Source organism: uncultured Olegusella sp. (assembly GCF_947253395.1).
In the GTDB taxonomy this organism is placed as follows: domain Bacteria; phylum Actinomycetota; class Coriobacteriia; order Coriobacteriales; family Atopobiaceae; genus Olegusella.
In genome coordinates this window covers 1-16,886 of the sequence record NZ_CAMXYY010000029.1, presented here as the reverse complement: position 1 = coordinate 16,886, position 16,886 = coordinate 1, and the positions used below count along the sequence as shown (strand labels likewise).

At 49.0% G+C, this 16,886-nt stretch carries 14 protein-coding genes; 10 read left to right on the top strand and 4 right to left on the bottom strand.

What is annotated here, in order from left to right:
* The 3 genes from Q0X25_RS04000 to Q0X25_RS03990 form a co-directional block, all read left to right on the top strand.
* A partial coding sequence (locus Q0X25_RS04000; protein ID WP_367270391.1) for an ABC transporter permease occupies window positions 1-737 on the top strand: 737 nt, incomplete at its 5' end.
* The gene (locus Q0X25_RS03995) at window positions 737-1,786 is read left to right on the top strand and encodes an ABC transporter substrate-binding protein (protein WP_298579177.1); all 1,050 of its coding nucleotides are present in this window, start codon (window positions 737-739) and stop codon (window positions 1,784-1,786) included. The genes Q0X25_RS04000 and Q0X25_RS03995, both read left to right, overlap by 1 nt.
* Window positions 1,787-1,788: 2 nt before the next feature.
* Window positions 1,789-2,604 carry an ABC transporter ATP-binding protein gene (locus tag Q0X25_RS03990; RefSeq protein WP_298579175.1) on the top strand — a complete coding sequence of 272 codons (816 nt, stop codon included), beginning with the start codon at window positions 1,789-1,791 and terminating at the stop codon, window positions 2,602-2,604.
* Window positions 2,605-2,940: 336 nt separating this feature from the next.
* Here Q0X25_RS03990 and Q0X25_RS03985 read toward each other — a convergent pair whose 3' ends face one another.
* Window positions 2,941-3,855, bottom strand: a complete 915-nt coding sequence (locus tag Q0X25_RS03985) for an alpha/beta hydrolase (protein ID WP_298579174.1) — start codon at window positions 3,853-3,855, stop codon at window positions 2,941-2,943.
* 171 nt (window positions 3,856-4,026) lie between these two features.
* Here Q0X25_RS03985 and Q0X25_RS08520 point away from each other — a divergent pair, with 171 nt between their 5' ends.
* The gene (locus Q0X25_RS08520; protein WP_367270390.1) at window positions 4,027-4,800 is read left to right on the top strand and encodes a peptidylprolyl isomerase; all 774 of its coding nucleotides are present in this window, start codon (window positions 4,027-4,029) and stop codon (window positions 4,798-4,800) included.
* A gap of 36 nt (window positions 4,801-4,836) precedes the next feature.
* On the opposite strand, the gene Q0X25_RS03975 is transcribed toward Q0X25_RS08520, so the two are convergent.
* Window positions 4,837-5,244, bottom strand: coding sequence for an acylphosphatase (locus Q0X25_RS03975; RefSeq protein ID WP_298579173.1), 408 nt, complete (start codon window positions 5,242-5,244; stop codon window positions 4,837-4,839).
* Between the two features lie 140 nt (window positions 5,245-5,384).
* On the opposite strand from Q0X25_RS03975, the gene Q0X25_RS03970 reads away from it, so the two are divergent.
* Both Q0X25_RS03970 and Q0X25_RS03965 read left to right on the top strand, forming a co-directional pair.
* A complete protein-coding gene (locus Q0X25_RS03970) occupies window positions 5,385-7,301 on the top strand; it encodes a subtype A tannase (protein ID WP_298579172.1) in 1,917 nt (638 codons plus the stop codon).
* A gap of 120 nt (window positions 7,302-7,421) precedes the next feature.
* Window positions 7,422-7,922, top strand: a complete 501-nt coding sequence (locus Q0X25_RS03965) for a CarD family transcriptional regulator (protein ID WP_298579171.1) — start codon at window positions 7,422-7,424, stop codon at window positions 7,920-7,922.
* A gap of 182 nt (window positions 7,923-8,104) precedes the next feature.
* Here Q0X25_RS03965 and Q0X25_RS03960 read toward each other — a convergent pair whose 3' ends face one another.
* Entirely contained in the window at window positions 8,105-9,295 is a 1,191-nt protein-coding gene (locus tag Q0X25_RS03960; protein WP_298579170.1) for an iron-containing alcohol dehydrogenase, read from the bottom strand.
* A gap of 193 nt (window positions 9,296-9,488) precedes the next feature.
* Between Q0X25_RS03960 and Q0X25_RS03955 the strand changes: the two genes are divergently transcribed.
* Together Q0X25_RS03955 and Q0X25_RS03950 are read left to right on the top strand one after the other, a co-directional pair.
* Entirely contained in the window at window positions 9,489-9,785 is a 297-nt protein-coding gene (locus Q0X25_RS03955) for an ACT domain-containing protein (RefSeq protein WP_298579169.1), read from the top strand.
* Between the two features lie 14 nt (window positions 9,786-9,799).
* On the top strand, window positions 9,800-11,410 hold the full coding sequence (locus tag Q0X25_RS03950; protein ID WP_298579168.1) for a citrate synthase: 1,611 nt from the start codon (window positions 9,800-9,802) through the stop codon (window positions 11,408-11,410).
* A gap of 222 nt (window positions 11,411-11,632) precedes the next feature.
* On the opposite strand, the gene Q0X25_RS03945 is transcribed toward Q0X25_RS03950, so the two are convergent.
* Entirely contained in the window at window positions 11,633-13,846 is a 2,214-nt protein-coding gene (locus tag Q0X25_RS03945) for a KUP/HAK/KT family potassium transporter (RefSeq protein WP_298579178.1), read from the bottom strand.
* A 365-nt stretch (window positions 13,847-14,211) separates the two neighbouring features.
* On the opposite strand from Q0X25_RS03945, the gene Q0X25_RS03940 reads away from it, so the two are divergent.
* Window positions 14,212-15,729: a S10 family peptidase gene (locus tag Q0X25_RS03940; protein ID WP_298579167.1), complete on the top strand. Its 1,518-nt coding sequence runs from the start codon at window positions 14,212-14,214 to the stop codon at window positions 15,727-15,729.
* A 9-nt stretch (window positions 15,730-15,738) separates the two neighbouring features.
* Window positions 15,739-16,886: THUMP domain-containing protein (locus tag Q0X25_RS03935; protein ID WP_298579165.1), on the top strand; the 1,148-nt coding region annotated here is incomplete at its 3' end.

Sequence of the window (16,886 nt, the reverse complement as noted above, 5' to 3'; positions counted from 1 at the left end):
CTAGCATAGCCATCATTGGCCTGCTTGCCTTTTGGCAACTTGCCTGCTTAGCGGGTTGGGTGCCCAACTTTATGCTGCCCAGTCCCATCCAAGTGGTCCAAGCACTCATCTACGATGCTGCTTTGCTTGCGAGCCACTCAATAACGACGCTGATAGAAGCGGCTCTAGGTCTTGTAATCGGCGTGGCGCTGGGTTTTGTGGTCGCTGTGCTGATGGATCGCTTTGAGACGGTTGCACTAGCGCTCAATCCTTTAGTAACGATTAGCCAAACGGTGCCTACGATTGCCATAGCACCTCTGTTAGTGCTGTGGTTTGGTTATAGCCTGGCGCCAAAAGTTATCCTCATTGTTATCTCGACCTTCTTTCCGATAACTGTGTCACTGGTTGCAGGATTTCGCTCGGTAGATCCTGACCTCATCGCACTTATGCGTACGATGGGTGCCTCACGGATGCAAGTGTTTATCAATGCAAAGCTACCTGCTGCGCTGGAATCTTTCTTCTCTGGATTGCGTATTAGCGCTACCTACGCCATCGTCGGCGCTGTTATCGCCGAGTGGCTCGGCGGTTTTGCGGGACTGGGCGTTTATATGACTCGTGTCCGCAAGTCATTTTCGTATGATCGAATGTTTGCCGTAATTCTTCTTATCTCAGCTTTGTCGCTGCTGCTCATGAGAGCTGTTGATCTCATGCAGCGATTGGTAATGCCTTGGCTTAAGGCAGAAAGGAACGACCAATAATGGAGCACATCAAATTTTCTCAGGATATTTCTCGCCGTAATTTTTTAGCTGCTGGTGCAACTGCAGCAGGCAGCCTAGCGCTTGCTGCCTGTGGTGCTCATGCGGAAAAAGAACATGCAGCAAACGGTTCTCGTGCAGCTAAAAAAACAACAAAACTGACCTTTTGTTTGGATTACACACCCAATACCAATCACACGGGCATCTATGTTGCTGCTGCAAAAGCTTACTTTGCCGATGAGGGTCTCGAGGTGGAGATTGTCCAGCCTGCCGAAGACGGAGCCGACGCAATGATCGGTACGGGCCAGGCTCAGTTTGGCGTGTCGTATCAGGACTATATTGCTAACGATATCGCTGGAGGCAATACAGGCATTACTGCAATCGCTGCGATGGTACAGCACAATACCTCAGGCATTATGTCTCGTAAGGAAGATGGTATTGCTCGTCCCAAGGCGCTGGAGGGCCATAAATACACTACCTGGGAGATGCCCATCGAGAAAGCTACTATGAAGCAAATCGTCGAAAAGGATGGGGGAGATTGGTCCAAGGTATCTTTGGTACCCTATACCACCAATGACGATGTTGCGGGTCTTCAGTCAAAGATGTACGACGCTGTATGGGTATACGAAGGCTGGGCTGTACAACAAGCTGCTCTGCAGAAGGTCGATGTGAACTACTTCTCCTTTATCTCAATTGATGAGACCTTTGACTACTACACGCCTGTTATTGCAGGTAACGTTGACTATATGAAGAAGAATACTGAAGTTACCAAGGCTTTTTTGCGTGCAGTCAAGAAGGGCTATGAGTTCTGTGTTGACCATGCAGATGAGGCGGCAGATATTTTGTGCAAGCAGGTACCTGAACTTGATGCTGACTTGGTAAAGAAGAGCCAAGAATTCCTTGCAGGTCAGTATACGGCTGACGCTACGAGCTGGGGCATTATTGATTCTGCTCGTTGGAGCAGCTTTTATAAGTGGCTCAACGATAATCAGTTGGTAGAAAAAGAGCTTGATGTTAATGCAGGCTTTGATACTCAGTACCTCGAGGCATAACTATGAGTTCTGCGGCCTTTGAAAATTCTTCTGTTTTTGCGGATGATGTTATGACGGTACCTGCTCTAAAAGCGCAGCAGCTGAGCTTGTCTTGGGATGACTCACACGTTGTTGTAGCTGATGTAAATATTACGGTGGATGCCGGTGAAACTGTCTGCATGGTGGGGCGTTCAGGCTGTGGAAAAACTACGATTTTGCATGCTTTAGCTGGGCTTACACGACCTTTAGAGGGGCAGGTTCTGCTTCACGGGAAAGATGTGACGGGCTTTCCAGGTCATGTGAGCTACATGTTTCAAAAAGATTTGCTTATCCCCAGCAAACGGGTGCTGGACAATGTGTGTCTGCCGCTAACGCTTAAAGGCATGAGCAAAGCGGCGGCACACAAGCAAGCACGACCGTTGCTGGGGCGTTTTGGTTTGGCTGATACCGAGGATAAGTGGCCATCGGAGCTTTCGGGTGGTATGCGCCAACGCGCTGCTTTTTTGCGTACATACCTGATGGGCAATGATGTGATGCTGTTGGACGAGCCGTTTTCGGCGCTTGATGCAATTACCCGCAAAGACCTGCGCGAGTGGTTTGTGTTGACAAGTCGAGAGCTTGGCGTGGCAGCGTTGATGATTACCCATGATGTAGATGAAGCAGTTGCCTTGGCAAGTAGAGTATATGTGCTGGGTGGCAATCCATCTGCAGGAAAACCAAGCCATATTGTGGGCGAGGTTTTGGTACAGCGCAAGAGCGGGTCGAGTGATGCTGACTTTGAGCTCACATCTGCTTTCTTGGAAGCAAAGCGTGCGGTTCTCGCCCTGCTTAATAGCTGATTTACGCTTTTTCCTTCTGGGGTGTTCGTGTCTGTGGCCTTTTGCACAGATGGTTCATCCTTCGGTCCCCATGAGCGTAGATGGTTCGCATTGCGATCCCCATGAGCGTAGATGGTTCATCCTTCGGTCCCCATAAGAACAGATGGTTCATCCTTCGAGTTTTCTCAAATTCTGACCTGCGGTTTTATGGACGGGCAGGTCGAAACTCGAACCATCTTTTGTTGGAGGCGTCGAAAGATGAACCATCTGTCATTTGAGGCGTCGAAGCTCGAACCATCTGTAGGAGAAGTAGGAGACACCGAGAGTTTGTCCGCAGGAAAATATGTCACAGGCGGCCTAGCCAGCGTTCGTGAGAAAGAAGTCAAGCATAGCGTCATTGGTCTCAAGGCTTTCTTTTTGATCCCAGAAGCCGATGTTAAAGACGTGTCCTAATACCTTGTCAGAGTTGTTATCCCAGATAAGCGCCTTGTACTGGCAGCCATTGTTTTTCAGCAGTTCAAGCAAAGCCTGTGTTTGAAATTTCAGACTGTCGTCTGCTGAACCTATTACTAGCACGGGTGGTAGCGTGGCGCCTGGCAATACCTCGCTTATGCTCATATAGGGGGCCCAAGGGGCATTCTCGCCCTGCTTGCCTAAAAACATCTGACGCATTTCTACATCAGCACGCCTGCCAAATAGACCTGGTGCATAATAGGGAGTCAGATTTGTCACAGGGCAGCTTACCGCGAGCGCCTTAAAGTTGAGCGGTAGTCCAGTCGTGCCATATATCTGCTGTAACTCTGCTTTGCTCCCAATGCATAATGCCAACATGCTCAAATGGGCTCCAGCAGAATCTCCTGTAATAAAGCAGTGCTGCAAATCCAAAAACTCCTCTGAGGCATGTTGTGTCAGCCACCCAAAGGCTGCCCACAAATCTTGAACCATGCCCGACAAATCAACTTCAGGCAGCAAGCGATAGCATATATTGACTACCGCAAAACCTTGTGATGCGAGATACTCGCAGTAATTGCGATTAACCAGCAGGTCTCCATACATATGACCGCCTCCATGAATATCCACAATCACCGGCAGCGTTATCGGCCCCGCACTGCTCTTAGGGCGAGAAATACTTAATACATGCAAGGGATTACCGTCATTGAGATAGGCAATAGCCCTGCTTGTTTCGACATCCGGTACACGCTTCTGTGCCTCAATACGCTTTTGGTCAGCGGTTTTTATATGCTCCCACAAACGAGTGAGTGTCGATTCCATGCGACATCAGCTCCAATAGCTTCAAATCCTCTTATCACTCGACAGTATAGGAACTCTATGCTTCCGATGCCCTTATAATGCAGTCAAGAAGATTTGAGTGTATTTGCTAGATGTAGGCTGTAGCTAAACTAGTTTTGATGTGGCCTAACTCAAATAAGAGGAGCTTTTTGTATGCTGAATAATAAAACTACCCCACGCAGTTCCCTAGAGCTGCTCACTCTTTCAAGAAGGACATTTTTGACAAGCATTGCCGCAGGCAGTCTTGCTTGTTTGGCTGCACTAACTGCCTGTTCCTCTCAAGATTCAACCGTCACGTCCAGCGGCTCTGCCCACACTGAGGCAGGTTCTACTACCTCAACCCAAATAAAAACCGATCCTCTTGCAGGTACTGCTCAAGACAAAAATGCAAGCACTATTACCGCGGTTGCTCCTGATGATGAATTTGGTCGTGGAACCCATCATGCCACGCTTATCATCAAGGATTACGGAACAATCAAGCTTGTTTTAGATGCAGATTCTGCACCTATTACCGTTAGCAATTTTTGTCGCTTGGCAAAGGACGGCTTCTACAACGGCCTTACTTTTCATCGCATTATCGAGGATTTTATGATGCAAGGCGGTGACCCCAAGGGTGACGGAACTGGCGGTTCTGATCGCACCATCAAAGGAGAGTTTAGTGCCAATGGGGTTGACAACAAGCTTCTGTTAACGCGAGGTACTATTGCGATGGCACGCGCCCAAGATAACAATTCTGCCTCGTCGCAATTCTTTATTATGCAGAGCTATCAGGAGTCTCTTGATGGGCAGTATGCTGCCTTTGGCCATGTTACTGACGGCATGGATGTTGTCGATGAGATTTGCAAACAAGCAAAACCTACAGATAGCAACGGTTCTATTGCCAAAGATGATCAGCCAGTTATCGAAAAGCTTGAGATTGATGATTAGGACTATATAGTATCGTGTCCGGCTACCTAGGCATCTCTAGCTAAAAATTACTTTAAACTCGCTTTCATCCTGACGAAGAGGGATATCTTCCTTTTCGTCGATAACATAATCGATTTGAAAATGGCGATACTGTTGGTTAAAGAGGGTAAAGAAGCGCGCAATGCGTTCGGAGCTGCCCTGTAGTTCCATCGTGACTGAGCCGTCCCATTCGTTGCGTATCCAACCACACAACCCCAAATCATTAGCACAGTTACGTGCGTTCCAGCGAAAGCCAACCCCTTGCACTTGTCCACGAAAAACAAAATGTACGCGTCGCAGCGTTGCTGTGTCAGCGTCTCCAAGGTCTGCTTGTTTGTGTATATCTGAGCTTGCAGAACCCAAATCGACAGCCTCTTTGACCTCTTTTTGTTGCGTTTTATTCGCGCGCTTGAACCACTTCAGCATGGGCAGCCCCTTACACGCCATGTAGGTCTCTCGTGAAAACTCATTCTCCGTCTACAATAGACGAATTAGGACGCAAAATTGTGCAAACTATAAGGTATCAAATGCACAATTCGATAAGTTTTTGCTTTGGGGAGGCAACAATGGGTGTAAGCAGAAGGACATTCCTTGGAGTGGCATCGGCTGCAACTATGGCAGGTCTTAGCGCCTGCGCCCAGCCCAATTTTTCTTGGTTTATTAATAAGGAGGAGGGCCAGCAAAACAATCCAAAGGCTTCTCAAGGTTCTGCTGAAGCTGAAATTGATCTCAAAGAGTTTGCAGCTCTCAAGCTTGATATGGGTGCATGGAACTACGACACCACCTTTGACTGCTACTACCAGCTTGGTGTGCCTTATTGTTTGCATCCTGCAACCGAAGCCTATGAGTCTCTTGCGATTTTTGTACCCGGTCCCTACTTTGAAGGCAAAAAACGCCTTAATGGGAGCTACGAATGCACGCTGGTGCCTGATGCAAAGATTGCCTCTTTTACCGCAGCAAGCGCACCCATTATGATACCCCTCAACTCTGCACGTTTTGAGGCTCAAGCATGTCCGACGGGCTTTTCTTATACCGGTCTTACGCGCTATCTATCGGCAGGTCTTATTTACGTTTATGCTGGTTTCCGTGGTCGTTCAGCAATAGCACAAAGCAATACCTCTGAGCTTATTGCAGGTGGTGCCCCCTGGCCTGTAGTTGATCTCAAGGCAGCAATACGTTATTTGCGCTACAACAAAGACCTTTTGCCAGGTAACACAAATCGAATTTTTGCCTTTGGTTTTGGTGGTGGTGGCGGCATTGCTGCTTGCCTTGGTAGCTCGGGTGACTCTTCTGAGTTTGAGCCTTATCTCAAACAAATTGGTGCTGCCATGCATGATGGAGAAGAGGGCAAGACTATTTCTGATGCCATCCAAGGTGTTGGTGCATGGTGTCCTATCACCGCGCTTGATGCTGCTGATGCGTCTTACGAGTGGATGATGGGTCAGTTCTCACATGAGGGCGCTCGTGCAGAAGGAAGCTTTGGCAAAGCGCTCTCGACAGATCTTGCCACTGCGTATGGTAAGTATGTCAATAAGCTAGGTCTGCTTGATGAAGAAGGTAAGCCGCTCAGTTTGGATGCAGCTGAAGACGGTTCGCTCATCTCGGGTAATTACTACGACTACCTGTTGGGTTTGGTAGAAGCTGCCGCAAGCAAGTTCTTCTCGGCCACTGCTTTTCCCTATACCTATACGCCGACAGATCAAAATACTCCGCTTTTTCCTGGTGATCCAACTTTGGCAAAGAGCAACTATGCCAGCGTTACAGCAGCAAGTGATGCAGCGAGTGATGCACATTCTAGCGATACAAAAGCCAATACTCCAAGTGGTGTAAGAACGGTAGAAGCGACAGTCTATGATTCTATCGAGAGTTACGTTGGATCCCTTACAGGTAAGACACGTTGGCTGGTTTATAGTGCTACGGCACAACGAGCGAATGTAACCAATCTCTGGGACTTTGTTGAGGCATGTCGGCCCGCACAGCATACGGTGGGTGCCTTTGATGCCTGCGACCGTTCCTCGACCATCAATCAGCTCTTTGGTGTAGGTGAAGAAACTTCGCTGCACTTTGACCAGATTATGGCTGAGCAAATTGCTGCCCACCAGGACAGCTATAGCAAGCTCAAAGACTGGGATGCTCATTATGCTTTTGATTGGAAAGAAGATCTCAGCAAAACCGATACCTTTGAGCTGGATGTTGCAAGTCGCGTTCAGATGATGAGCCCTCTGCATTTCATTGCGGATACTTCCAAGAGTAAGGGCAGTATCAAGGTGGCGCCTTATTGGCGTATCAATGCAGGCCTCTTCTCGAATACGACTTCCTTTGCTGATGAAGTCAATTTGGCACTGGCGCTTAAGGCCTATAAGGGTATTAAAGAGGTGGCTTTTATGCCTGTATGGGGGGCAGGATTTGAGCTTGCTGAATGCGAGGGCAATGCGGAAGACAAGTTTGTTTCTTGGTTAACTCAAATCTATGAAAAAGAGTAAATGTAATAAAATAGCGTAAATTGATGCTTTTTGTAAGAGTTAAATGAAAAAAATATTATTTTTCTGCCTTGACGTGCTAGTATTAATAGAAATATGAGCAGTTGAGGTGGGGGTTTATACATGTTTGAGGTTGGAGAATTCATCGTTCATCCTGGTCAAGGTGTCTGCCAGATCAAAGGGATTGTTGATGAGCCAATGAGCTCTTATATGCTGACTCCTGTTGGTCAGCGAAATCCTATGCGTATTAGTTTTCCAATTGCGCGCGAAGATACTTTGCGGCCCATCTTGAGCCACGATGAGGCTGTCGAGATTATTGATGACTATCCTACGATGGCACCTGACTCCCATAAAGAGCGCAGTAATGCCCTTGAAGAGCAGTACTTTACCGATGAGATTCGCTATGGGGATTGCCGCGATTCTGTGCGCATTGTCAAGACTTTCCGTCAGCGTATTGAGGATCTTAAGGCAGCTGGCAAAAAGCCGCCCGTAGCCTATGAGCGCATTCTTAAAAAAGCACGTAAACGTTCGCTTACTGAGCTTGCAGTTGCTTTGGATAAGACGCCAGAGGATGTCACCACGCTTTTTGTGGCTTCCGAAGGAGAACATCCAGAAGATAACTAGCAGCTGAACATTCTACGTTACTTTGTAGATGGCGCAAGTTAAAAAGGGCTGGTAGACTGCGCTCATGTCTTTACACTAGACAGACGTCTTGACGCCAGATGGCTTTTTATAAAAATAGCCGCAGCTTTGAAGGCTTGCGGCTATTTTGTTAGCTGTAGCTGTGGTTGACAGCGGCAGGCACTCTAGTTTTGACTTGCAAAAGCAGAACTATAAATAGCACGTACATCATCCATATTCATTCGCTTGAACGAACCCACATGATCGCCTTTATGAGTGCGTAGACCTTCTACCAGCTGATCTACATCTGCAGGAACAAAGCCAAACTCATCAAGATAGCGGGGCATGCCAATCGTGCAGAAAAAATCCTGTAGAGTATCAATTGCGGCTAGAGCATCGGTTTTGGGAGAGCCAGTCTGAGCAACACCAAAGACCTCTGCACCTAAACGTGCTACGCGTGCGGGGTTTTGCTGATAACAATGACGTAGCCAAGCAGGAACAATAACGGCAAGGCCGGCACCATGGGTAACTTCGGTCTTTATCGCAGATAAGACGTGTTCCATGCCGTGAGATGACCAATCTTCAACGCGGCCATTACCGCACAGTCCGTTATGGGCCAATGTTGATGCCCACATGAGGCTAGCGCGCGCATCGTAGTTGTTGGGATCACGTAGCACCACAAGAGCTGCCGAACGGATGGTACGCAGCAGCGAAAAAGCGATAGCATCAGTTACTGGTACGTCACCAGAGGCAGAAAACACACGCTCGATGATATGAATCATCATATCGGTAACACCTGCAAACGTTTGATACGCAGGCAGGCTAAGCGTGAGTTCAGGGTTCATAAAGGCTGCCTTGCAGCGGATATTGTCACCGTTGATTCCTTTTTTGAGCCCCAACTCATCGTTAGAAATGACACAGGAGTTTGAGGCTTCAGAACCAGCAGCAGGAATGGTGAGTACACTTGCTACGGCTAATGCCTTAACTTTGGGCAAAGGATTGCCATGAGAAAAGAACTCCCATACATCCCAATCATTGGGGACAGTGATGGCGCAGGCTTTAGCCGTGTCAATCACGGAGCCCCCACCTACGGCGAGCACAAAGTCGACCTGCTCATTACGTGCAAGCTCAACAGCTTGGCGCACGAGATTCACTTCAGGGTTGGGACGCACGCCGCCCAGCTCAACATGAGTAATGCCCGCCTCGTCCAATGAGGTTAATACGGTATCGAGCAAGCCAGAACGCACAACATGACCTTTGCCATACAGTACAAGAGCCTTTTTATATCCTTCGTCAGCCGCCCAGGCCCCCACTTTTTTCTCAGCATTGTGACCAAAAATAAACTTTGTGGGCGACATCCATTCAAAATCGTTCATATCGGCTCCTCTCCTGTTGCAATGCAGGTTATAAACGTGCAGCTTGTGCCACATAAAAGCAAAAAGAGTTTCGCTTCAGAAACAGTATAGGTAGCCATATATGAGCAGAACGTGGGAGCCGCTAAAATAGGATAGCTTGAACATGATGTACACAGAGTGTGCGATATCGCAGCACACGTGAGGAGGATGAGCTATGGCTTCGCAGAGGAGCGAGCAGACAAACCGTGCGGTGGTGAGCGTTTTGGGCTCAGACCGTCCTGGCATTGTTGCGGCAGTTTCTACAGTTTTGGCACAGGCAGATGCCAATATTTTGGATATTTCCCAGACCATTCTTCAGGGCATTTTTACGATGACTATGTTGGTGGATTTAAGTGCGGGAGAAAGTGACTTTGCCGATCTCCAGTCTCGTTTAGTTGAGCTTCAAGAGCAGCTTGGTGTGCAGATAATGCTGCAGCGCGAGGATGTCTTTCGTTATATGTATCGGCTGTAGGTGAGGTGACCAGTATGGCCGCAAATGGAGTCGAAAAAAAGAATAACACAGCTATCAATAACAATCATGACAAGCAAAGCGCTCATAGTATGCCTGCTTATGAGCGTGCTGACAAAGATATGCGCGAGATTTCTCGTCGCCTCAAGCGTGTGAAGCGCATTGAAGCAGATGGTGGTCTTAATACGCCGTTGGGTGAATCGGTACGTCATCGTCTAACTGAGACGGGAACCTCAGCGTTTGATCATATGCGCGATCCGTATCCCATGCCATCTGAAGTGATGGGTACTACAGGTGTTGCCAATCAGCTGTATCACGGTATGGATAAAGTTAACAAGGTGCCGGCAAAGTTTTATCAGCGCTATGATGTCAAACGTGGCTTGCGCAATTCTGATGGCTCAGGCGTTTTGGTGGGCCTCACTACAATTTCTAATGTACATGGATACAACAAAGTTGACGGTTGGGTAGTGCCTGATGAAGGGCGTCTGACCCTGCGCGGCTATGATATTGCTGATTTAGTACATGGTGCAACTAATGAAGATCGTTTTGGCTATGAAGAGGTTGCCTACCTACTGCTTTCGGGCTCTCTGCCCTCCGCCGAGGAGCTGGAAGATTTCAAAGCTCGTATTGGCATGAGACGTCAGCTACCAGATAGTTTTTTGCGCGGCTTTCCGCGGGCGACTTACAGTCATTCCATTATGAATGTATTGCAGCGTGCAACGCTCATGCTCTATGCCTTTGACCCCATGCCCGATGATACCTCGCCTGAACATGAGATTGATGTGGCAGTGTCGCTGCTTGCTCGCTGGCCGCGTATGGCTGCGGTTGCCGCCGAAGCATATCGTGCATCTGAGGAAAACCGCCAGCTATTGGTGCCGCCTGCGCGTGAAGATTACTCCATGGCCGAAACGGTTCTTGATATTCTTCGTGGTGATGAGGGCTTTAGCGTCGATGAAGCACACATGCTCGACGTTATGCTTATGCTACACGCTGAACATGGTGGTGGTAACAACTCGACCTTTACGTGCCGCGTGTTGTCATCGTCGGCAACAGATGCCTATTCTGCCTATGCCAGTGCACTTGGCTCGCTGAAGGGCCCCAAACATGGTGGTGCAAATGCGCAGGTTTCGCACATGATTGATGACATTGCCCAAAACGTGGGTGATTGGGATGACGAGGACGAGCTGGCATGTTATCTTACACGCATTCTCAAAGGAGAGGCCTTTGATGGCAGCGGCTTGATTTATGGCTTGGGACATGCGGTTTATTCCAAGACCGATCCTCGTGCCGAAGTTGTGCGTGCCTACGCGGAAAAACTGGCTTACAAAAAGGGCGATGATGGGCGACTGGGCCTCATCGAATCCATCGAACGTATAGGGCCTGAACTCATGAAAGAGGTTCGTGGTACAGACAAGGCGATTTGTGCCAACATTGATTTGTATTCAGGCTTTGTCTATTCGATGCTTGGTGTACCCGAGGAGCTCTATACGCCTATTTTTGCGCTGGCGCGTCTGGCTGGATGGGCATCACATCGCATGGAAGAAATGTATGGTGCTGCTCGCATTATTCGTCCTGCTTATAACTCCTATATGACCAACCAAGACTATGTGCCCCTTGCCGAGCGCTAGCCTTCTGGCAGGTCTTGTAGTTTTTGCCGCAGCGTTTGCTTACGCTCTCAGGGCAGTTTCTCCACATTGGGTTCAATAAGCAGTCTTGCGGCAATTTTTATCGGAAACTTCTCGAGCCGCTTGGTAGAGTTTTGAACGCCTGCATATGAAAGGGTTGCTTAGCCTTAGCTATGCAGGCGCCAAGACGGTAGGTACACAGCGTACGTATGTACCTATGCGTATTTAGTCGATGTCCTCTTCACGGCCTAGTTCGCCATCGGCAAGCAGATCATCATCTTCGACATCTTCGTCAATTACCAGTGGCTGGAAGCTTGCGGTATCGCCACCGATAAGGGTAGTAGCTGCGGCATGTGTTGCTTCCTCGCGAGCTTTGCGCAACTCATCACTAAAGAGATCGTTTTCTTCTTCCTCAGCTTTGACTTCAGGGATAGCAGTAACTGGCGCAGAAGCTGCGGTATTGCCACGCTTGTAAGGTTCGCGGGTAAGTTTGTGTGTGTGCTTTGTTTTGGCAAACAGCGGCACGTATTCGATGAGATTGGAAGAGTTTTCTAGACCATACCAACGGGCGGGGGAGCCGCAGAAACGGCGGATAGCGTACTTTGCCGTCAAGATGCCCGCATTACCACCTGAGATCTCAGATTCAGGTGAAATCTCCTTGCGCAGCATACAAAAACGGAAGTCACCAATACTGCTGGCATTACGGTAGATAGAGTAGCGGTGTGGTTGTGGAGCCAGCTGACCAGACCCCACAAGATCGGAGACAATCTGATAAAGATACTGGTTAACGCGCTGATTGACGCGGAAGCCCAGGCGTAGTTGTACCTTAAAGACAAAGTCAGTGCCAAAATTGTTAACCGAATAAGAGAGCGTGCGAGGCTCGTCAGTAACCTTCACGTTAAGGAAGTAGTACGCGCGGGCGCGTTTGGGCTGCTTGTTCAAAATTGAATAGAGAATATCTCGGTCAAGTTTATCGGGGCTGGAATCGTTTGTAAGGAACACCAGATTGTCTGCTGTGAGAGGATAGCTTTCGTCGTGACTAAGGTCACGGAGTTGGTCAATGTACTTGTTGACGGGCAAATAGACTGTCTGTGTACGTTCGATAGCGGTGCCGCGACGCCATACATACATGACAAAGAAAATCGCCGCCGCCATGAGTACCGTGAAGTAGCCGCCGTGCAAAAATTTTGTCAGGCTCGAGACAAAGAACATAGCCTCAAGTGCAATAAAGAAAGCAAGGAACACATAGGCAATCAGTGGCCTGTGGCGGATGGTATGGAGATAGACAAAAAGCAAAACGGTGGTCATGAGCATCGTTGCCGTAATTGCCAGACCGTATGCGGCTTCCATATGACTGGAGGTCCTAAAGAGCAACACGACAAAGATGCAGCCAATCCAGATGATGGTGTTGACCAAAGGAATGTAGAGCTGACCTTTGGTATTGGAAGGATAAATGATTTTAAGGTGGGGCATCAGATTAAGGTGAATAGCCTCACTAACGATGGAGAAAGAGCCAGTAATGAGTGCCTGAGAAGCGATGATGGCGGCTAAGGTTGAAAGAATGACGGCAAATATACGGAGGTTTTCGGGCACCATCTCGAAGAAGGGATTGAGCTGCTCAATGCCATACAAACTAGTGTTACCCCTGTTTGCCAAGATAAAGGCGCCCTGACCAAGATAGTTGAAAATCAAGCAGAGTTTTACAAAAGGCCAACTTGCGTAGATGTTTGACTTACCAACGTGGCCCATATCTGAATACAGCGCCTCGGCACCAGTGGTGCAGAGAAAGACATTGCCGAGCACCATAAGACCTGCTGCATTGATATCTGAGAAAAGGAAGATAACACCACGCATAGGATTGAGTGCGCGCAGCACCCCCCAATTTCCTGTAGTAATGATATTCATCAAACCAATGGCTGCTAAAAAGCCAAACCATAACGTCATGACGGGACCAAAGGCTTTGCCGATGGTAGAGGTGCCTGCGCGTTGAATCATAAAAAGTGCGCAGAGTATGGTAATGGTGATGCCAATAACAATATGCTGATTATCACCAATGATGTTGTAGACCACATCAATAGTACGCAAGCCCTCGATAGCTGTCGTTACCGTGACGGCAGGAGTGAGGATGCCATCTGCCAAGAGCGCTGCTCCGCCCACCATAGCGGGGACAAGTAGCCACTTGCTACAGTGTCTCACGAGGCTGTAGAGAGCAAAAATACCGCCCTCGTTGTGGTTATCTGCTTTCATGGCAATAAGGACGTATTTCACCGTTGTAATTAAGGTGATGGTCCAAATCAGCAGAGACAAAGCACCCAAAACCACATCACTACTCATAGTTTTGAGTCCGCCGTTGCCTTCCATGATTGCCTTCATGGTATACATGGGGCTGGTGCCGATGTCGCCGTAGACCACGCCTAAGGTTACCAACACCATACCCATAGAAAACGGAATACCCGCATTTCCGCGTGCTGCTCTGTGTGAGCGACTTTTTTTGCGGGAAAAGTCTTTGACGGATCCCAAAGGAGTCTTTGAAGGTCCCTCACTAGGCATATTGGCTATGCTCATGACGCTCCAAACAACGTATCTATCTGCGCAGACATCAAACAACATGCTGTATTTATTCTATGTGTGATGTAAGTGTTAGCGCACACTGAACATATAATTTTATCTCTTTGTAGGGATGGGGCAAGTTGAGACCCATAGATGCAGAGAAGAAGTGTGGATGGCAGGTCGAGTCTTGCTTGTCTGCCCTATAGTGTTTGTCGACAAGTACTGCGCTTCGGCGTAATTTTAAGGAGGTTTATATGGCAGAAGAAACTGAGGGAAAGCTGGTGGCAACGCCTACCGCAACCCCTACAAAAAAGAGTGACTTTTGGATAGCTCAGGGTTCGGGAACCGTGCCTGTACCTAAGGCTGCATCCCAGCGCCTTAGCTGGAAGGGTGAGGAAAAGACCATTGATTATATTGCTACGGCAGGTCATGTCGATGTGTGTGATGATACAGGCCGCCTGACAGCTCAGATGTTTCATCTTGCTTATGTTGCAGTTGATGCTGAGGGTACATCTGACCCCACGCGTCCGGTAACCTTCCTTTTTAACGGTGGGCCTGGTTGCGCATCTGTGCCTATCAACTTTGGCGGTTTTGGTCCTTTGCGTGTAGAGACTTCAGGTACCGACCATCTCTGTTCATCTGCTCTCGTGACTGACAATCCTCATACCTTGTTGAAATATTCTGACCTTGTCTTTTTTGACGCGCCAGGTACGGGTTTTTCACCAGTTGCTGCAGATGCAGAGCCCAAGTCTCTTTTTGGCATTGATGGGGATGCCGATGCTTTTTGCCGTGCGATTACTGAATGGCTCGAGCGCGAGGGTCGCTGGGCGAGTCCACTGTATTTGTTGGGCGAGTCCTATGGCACTGTCCGCAATGCGGTATTGATGCGTCTTTTGGGCGAGCGTGGCGTCAAGTTAACTGGTGTGACCATGCTGTCTGCAATTTGGGATTGGGTACAGACCCTTCCGGGCGAGGATTTGTATTACCTGGGTATGCTGCCGACATTTGCTGCAACAGCACAGTTCTTTGGCCGAGCAGGCAAAGACATTGATGTAGACAGCTGGTTTGACAAGGCAATGAGCTTTTCTGATGAGGTCTATGCCCCTGCTTTGCTTGTTGGCGACCGCCTAGGCAAGGAGCGCGAGCGCAAGGTGGCCGAGCAGATGTCTGAGCTTATTGGTCTGTCTGCTGACTACATTGTCTTTCGCCATCTGCGTGTATCACTGGAGGATTTCCGTAGTCACATTCTGGCGGATGAGGGCAAAGTTTGTGGCCGCCTAGATATGCGTTTTGTGTCTGATGCGCCAGGCTATCAGCAATTTTCTGACTGGATTGTCAGTGAGGATGCTGCTGACGATGCAGTGAATGCGGTCTGGAACAATGCCTTCCGTGCCTTCCTACGTGATAGCTTGGGCTATCGTAGTCCTGCTCGCTATCTTGACAACAACTATGAGCGTGTTGGCACGAAGTGGGACTGGGAGCACGAAGCTGCAGGAACAGGTGAAAAAGTCGGCGCTCCCAATGTTGCCATCGATCTCGCCTGTGCTTTGCGCCGCGATCCCACTATCAAGATGTGTGTGCTTGGTGGTCGCTACGATGCAGCGACAACCTATTGGAATGTTGTCCATGATCTTTCTGCACAGTTCCTCTCTGATGAAATCAAGCAACGCGTAGAATTCCATCGCTATGGCTGTGGTCATATGGCCTATGTTGATGTTCCCACTCTCGAGGCAATGGATGCCGATCTTGCAGCCTTTTACCGTAAGCATTAAAGAGGCGCGTTGACCTACGCAATCACGCTGGAGGAAATAATGGAGTTTTTTGCGAGCTGCCCTGCAGGATTTGAAAGCCTTCTCGCTGATGAACTGCGGGCTTTGGGCACGCCTCGTGTGCGCCCTCTACACGGGCAGGTTGGTTTTGAAGGCAAGCTGGCAGATGCTTATCGTGTCTGCTTATGGTCGCGCCTTGCCTCTCGCGTGGTTGCAATTTTGGCGCGTGTGGGTGCGCGTACTGCTGATGAGCTTTACGAGGGTGTCTCACACATTGCGTGGGAAGACGAACTAGTGCGTACAGCAAGCATTTCGGTTGATGCGCATGGCACTAATGCTGAGCTCCGTAATACTCGTTTTACAGCCTTGCGTGCTAAAGATGCTATTGCTGACCGTATGGCAGAGATGTGTGGCGTGCGATTGGCCACAGATCCCAGCCAAGCAGATTTGACGGTTATTGTTCGTCTTTCGCGTGAGCGAGCAGTGATAGGTATTGAGCTGGCGGGAGAGCCACTTTTTCATCGCGATGGCCAGCGCAAATCTACTCTGCGTGAATCTTTGCGTCCCGACTATGCAGCAGCACTTTTGGCAACGGGTGGTTGGTATCGTCTTTGTAGGCACCAAACATCAACTTTGTTGGTACTAGGAGCAGGGGCAGCGGTTCTGCTTGCAGAGGCACAAGCAGAGTGCGATGACAGAGCACCCAATTTGTTACGGCATCGTTGGGGCTTTGAGTCGTGGCTAAGACATGATGAGGCAGCGTGGTCTGCCTTGCTTGATGAGGCCGACGAACGCGCTGAAAAGGCTACTGGAGCCAGTACGACCGCAAGCTTTATCGATGTTGGTATGAGCGGACTTGATGCCACACAGCTTGGAGCTGCTGATGTGTTGCTTTGCTGTGATCTAAGTAGAGCTGCAGACTTTGCTGAAACCTCACGTGAGCTGGTGCAGGCACGCTCTGTTGTAGCAGCTTTGCCCTTGGGTTCAACTCTTTCCGTACTTGGATATGACAAAAGCCTTGGTGTGGCTTTGGGCTTAGAACCCACACGGGAGGAACGCATCTATCTTGGCGCAGATGAAGGAGTGCTTGCCGCTTACGAGCTAAAAGAAGACACGCGTCAAGCTCTGCCGCTTGTGCTCAAAAGTGGTTCGACGGTGAT

Bases quoted from the DNA above. Each gene is read 5' to 3' on its own strand.
- Q0X25_RS03970 (WP_298579172.1), top strand. From the start codon at position 5,385: ATGGGTGTAAGCAGAAGGACATTCCTTGGAGTGGCATCGGCTGCAACT.
- Q0X25_RS08520 (WP_367270390.1), top strand. From the start codon at position 4,027: ATGCTGAATAATAAAACTACCCCACGCAGTTCCCTAGAGCTGCTCACT.
- Q0X25_RS03950 (WP_298579168.1), top strand. From the start codon at position 9,800: ATGGCCGCAAATGGAGTCGAAAAAAAGAATAACACAGCTATCAATAAC.
- Q0X25_RS03940 (WP_298579167.1), top strand. From the start codon at position 14,212: ATGGCAGAAGAAACTGAGGGAAAGCTGGTGGCAACGCCTACCGCAACC.
- Q0X25_RS03945 (WP_298579178.1), bottom strand. From the start codon at position 13,846: ATGGGTATGGTGTTGGTAACCTTAGGCGTGGTCTACGGCGACATCGGC.
- Q0X25_RS03995 (WP_298579177.1), top strand. From the start codon at position 737: ATGGAGCACATCAAATTTTCTCAGGATATTTCTCGCCGTAATTTTTTA.
- Q0X25_RS03955 (WP_298579169.1), top strand. From the start codon at position 9,489: ATGGCTTCGCAGAGGAGCGAGCAGACAAACCGTGCGGTGGTGAGCGTT.
- Q0X25_RS03965 (WP_298579171.1), top strand. From the start codon at position 7,422: ATGTTTGAGGTTGGAGAATTCATCGTTCATCCTGGTCAAGGTGTCTGC.
- Q0X25_RS03960 (WP_298579170.1), bottom strand. From the start codon at position 9,295: ATGAACGATTTTGAATGGATGTCGCCCACAAAGTTTATTTTTGGTCAC.
- Q0X25_RS03975 (WP_298579173.1), bottom strand. From the start codon at position 5,244: ATGCTGAAGTGGTTCAAGCGCGCGAATAAAACGCAACAAAAAGAGGTC.
- Q0X25_RS03985 (WP_298579174.1), bottom strand. From the start codon at position 3,855: ATGGAATCGACACTCACTCGTTTGTGGGAGCATATAAAAACCGCTGAC.
- Q0X25_RS03990 (WP_298579175.1), top strand. From the start codon at position 1,789: ATGAGTTCTGCGGCCTTTGAAAATTCTTCTGTTTTTGCGGATGATGTT.